A 3,244-nucleotide genomic window follows, 5' to 3' on the forward strand; every position below is an offset into this window, starting at 1 on the left:
GGCAGGATCGCCCCGTCGACGTCGCTTCGGCGAACCTGACCGGCGGCCGCAGCGTCAACTTCGATCTCGGCGGCTCCTATTCGCTGACCAAGAACCTCGATGTGACCGCGGGCGTCCGCTACAAGGCCGAACGCCGCGATCGCCTGCAGATCATCGACGACGGCCGCCGCGACAGCCAGGCGGTGTATATCGGGACCGCGTTCAAGTTCTGATTGGGGTGAGGGCCCTGTCGGTCTTTCACGAACTCGGGCGGTTATTTGCCATACTAGCGCTATTGATGGCTGGCTCTAACGTGGCGGCGGCTGACGAGCCCAGCTCTGGCATTTGCTGGGTGAGTGACGTGCGTGTCTCCAATGAAGGTGTTCGCGTCTATTTTCCTCGCCGCGGCGGACCAATGTTTGTTTCCCATCGAGGAAGCATTCTTATCCCCGAAGCCGCACCGGCGGAGCCGGACACTCCCGATGCAGCTATGTCCGCGGTTCTTGGCGAAGAGTTTTTCGCCTCGAATGGTCCCGAAGACGGTTGCACGTTGACGGTCGTACTGAAGGACGGAAAGGTTGGACTCGACGCCCGCGCGACAATGAACCTGCCTGGCCTGCCGCATCAAAGCGAAACGCAGTTCATTCCCGCGCGCTAGCTTTCTATCCAGTGGTCAATCGCCGCCCAACCGTCCGCCCCGAGCGGCTGCAGTCTTCGGAACCGGGTTGACGTCATGCCGCCGAGCGAGAGGACGGGTGTGCGTGCGGAGGCTGCGAGGGGGGCGAAGCGGTGTGGACCCAAGGTTCTTGCGCCCGGGTGCGAGCAGGTCGGGAAGACCGGGGAGAGCAGGAGTAGGGAAGCGCCGGCGCGCTCGGCTGCCCTGATCTCGCTGCGATTGTGGACGGGATAGAGGCGGGGAAGTGTGCTGCGGCCCCGGCTAGCGCCGTACACGGCTCGCGCGCCGGCTTGCTGCGCCTCCTTTTCGGTGCCGGCGAATGCGACGAAGCGGCCCTGCTCACGGATGCGTCGGGCCATGGCCAGCCGCTCGGCGAGCGGCAGCGAATAGTGGCGGACGATCACGCCGGCGCCTTTGGGCAAGCGGGCGACGGCGCGCCACATCGCTTCGCCCTGCCGTTCGTCGGTCAGCATCCAGACGCGCGGCAGGGCAAGGTGGCGGCGGCTCATCGCCCTGCCTATAGCAGCGCCGATGCTCGAAACTGAACGCCTTGCCGAGGTCCGCGAACGGATCGCCCGCGCCGCCAAAGTCGCGCGGCGCGACTCCGCCGACGTGACGCTGATTGCTGTGTCCAAGACCCATCCGCCGGAAGCGATCGTGCCGCTGATCGAAGCGGGCCAGCGCGTGTTCGGCGAAAATCGGGTACAGGAAGCGGAAGCCAAATGGCCCGCGCTCGCCGAGCGCTACGAGGATCTGGAGCTGCACCTGGTCGGCCAGCTCCAGTCGAACAAGGCCGAGGCGGCGGTGCGGTTGTTCGATGCGATCCACTCGGTCGACCGGCCGTCGCTGGTCGAAGCGCTGGCGCGCGCGATCGACACGACAGGACGCAGCCCGACCCTGTTCGTGCAGGTGAATATCGGCGACGAGCCGCAGAAGGGCGGCTGCGAGGTGGCGGAGCTGCCTGCCCTGCTGGAGCGAGCGCACGGGGCGGGGCTGGCGATCTCCGGCCTGATGTGCGTGCCCCCGGCCAGCGTGGAAGCGGCCCCCTATTTTGCGCTGCTCGCGAAGCTCGGGCGCGACCAGGGCCTGCCGCTCCTCAGCATGGGCATGTCCGACGATTTCGAGACCGCGGTGATGCTGGGCGCCACGCATGTGCGGGTTGGGTCCGCATTGTTCGGGGCACGCGCTTGAGGTTCGACGGCATCATTTTCGATTTCGACGGCGTGCTGCTGGAGAGCGAGGCGGCGGGGAACGAGCAGCTTGCCGAGCTGCTGACCGATCTCGGCTTCCCGCACAGCCGTGAGGACACGCTGACCCACTATACCGGGCTCAGCGGGCCCGACTTCATCGCCGCCATCGAGGCGCGGATCGGGACGGCCCTCCCGCCTGAATTTTACCCGCGCCGCGCCGAGGAGGATGCGCGCGTGCTGACCGAAGGATTGGCGGAAGTGGCCGGCGCGGTCGCCTTCGTGCGCTCGTTGCCCGACGACTGGCCCAAGGCCGTGGCTTCGTCGAGCAGCACGCATTGGGTGAAGACGCATCTCGCCCATCTGGGGCTGACGGACGCGTTCGGCGACAAGGTGTTCAGCGGCAAGGAACACGTCGCGCGCGGCAAGCCGGCCCCGGACCTGTATCTGCACGCCGCCGACGCGCTGGGGATCGCCATCCGCCGCACGGCGATCCTGGAGGATTCGATCGTCGGCGTCACGGGAGCAGTGGCTTCGGGCGCGCACGTGATCGGCCTTTGCGCCGGCACCCATTGTCTGCCCGGCCACGCGGACAAGCTGCGTGCCCTCGGCGTGCATGACATCGCGGCGGACTTCGAAGAGGTGATGCGGCTGATCGCCTAAAGCTGGTGGCCGGTGCGGTCGCGTTTGGTGGCGAGATATTTCTCGTTGTGCGGGTTGGGCGCGACGCGGTGGGGGACGCGTTCGACGACCTCGATGCCGCCCCTTTGCAGCTCGGCGACCTTGGCCGGGTTGTTGGTCAGCAGCCGGATGCGCCGTTGGCCGAGCAGCTCCAGCATCCGCGCAGCGATGCGGAAGTCGCGCGCGTCGACGCGGAATCCGAGGCGCGTGTTCGCATCGACCGTGTCGAAGCCCTGGTCCTGCAGCGCATAGGCGCGCAGCTTGTTGATCAGGCCGATGCCGCGGCCTTCCTGGCGCAGATAGAGCAGGATGCCCCAGCCGGCGCCGGCGATCTCGCCCAGCGCGGCATGAAGCTGCGGTCCGCAATCGCACTTCAGGGACCCGAGCACGTCGCCGGTCAGGCACTCGCTGTGGAGGCGGACCAGCGGTGGCGTTCCGTCGGGCTGGCCGAGGATCAGCGCGACGTGCATGTCGCCGCCGTCGCCCGAGCGGAAGGCAACGATCTCCGCATGCTCGTCCGCCTCGACCGGCAGGCGCGCGCGCGTCGCGATGCGAAGCTTGGCGGGGTCGGCGAACGCGTCGATATCGGCGGGCGCAAGCGAATCCTGCGCCGCCGCTTCCCGCACGAAAAAGGCCGGGAGCACGCCTGCGATCCGCGCCAATTCCAGTGCCGCGTCCGCGGCCGCCTGATCCCCGACCGGCCTTGCGCGGAATGGGCCTT

Annotated in this window: 5 protein-coding genes and 1 pseudogene; 4 read left to right on the forward strand and 2 right to left on the reverse strand. The window is 67.8% G+C overall.

The window, feature by feature from the left end:
- Positions 1–212, forward strand: a pseudogene (locus VFT73_RS13805) (hypothetical protein); the annotation flags it as partial.
- Between the two features lie 119 nt (positions 213–331).
- On the forward strand, positions 332–637 hold the full coding sequence (locus tag VFT73_RS13810) for a hypothetical protein (RefSeq protein WP_326412417.1): 306 nt from the start codon (positions 332–334) through the stop codon (positions 635–637).
- Here the strand turns inward: VFT73_RS13810 and VFT73_RS13815 are convergent.
- Positions 634–1,164, reverse strand: coding sequence for a thiamine phosphate synthase (locus tag VFT73_RS13815; RefSeq protein WP_326412419.1), 531 nt, complete (start codon positions 1,162–1,164; stop codon positions 634–636). The genes VFT73_RS13810 and VFT73_RS13815 overlap by 4 nt on opposite strands.
- 22 nt (positions 1,165–1,186) lie before the next feature.
- Between VFT73_RS13815 and VFT73_RS13820 the strand changes: the two genes are divergently transcribed.
- Both VFT73_RS13820 and VFT73_RS13825 read left to right on the forward strand, forming a co-directional pair.
- Positions 1,187–1,846 (forward strand): YggS family pyridoxal phosphate-dependent enzyme, encoded by a 660-nt coding sequence (locus VFT73_RS13820; RefSeq protein WP_326412421.1) that lies wholly within the window; start codon positions 1,187–1,189, stop codon positions 1,844–1,846.
- Entirely contained in the window at positions 1,843–2,505 is a 663-nt protein-coding gene (locus tag VFT73_RS13825) for an HAD family phosphatase (RefSeq protein WP_326412423.1), read from the forward strand. Before VFT73_RS13820 ends, VFT73_RS13825 begins: the two co-directional genes overlap by 4 nt.
- Here the strand turns inward: VFT73_RS13825 and ribA are convergent.
- On the reverse strand, positions 2,502–3,244 hold a 743-nt coding region (gene ribA, locus VFT73_RS13830), incomplete at its 5' end, for a GTP cyclohydrolase II (protein ID WP_326412425.1). The two genes, VFT73_RS13825 and ribA, sit on opposite strands and share 4 nt — an antisense overlap.

The sequence above is a fragment of the Sphingomonas sp. genome, assembly GCF_035758555.1.
In the GTDB taxonomy this organism is placed as follows: Bacteria; Pseudomonadota; Alphaproteobacteria; order Sphingomonadales; family Sphingomonadaceae; genus Sphingomonas_B.

What these genes read in the sequence shown, in the direction of transcription:
- VFT73_RS13815 (WP_326412419.1), bottom strand. Translation starts at nt 1,164, where the DNA reads ATGAGCCGCCGCCACCTTGCCCTGCCGCGCGTCTGGATGCTGACCGAC.
- VFT73_RS13820 (WP_326412421.1), top strand. Translation starts at nt 1,187, where the DNA reads ATGCTCGAAACTGAACGCCTTGCCGAGGTCCGCGAACGGATCGCCCGC.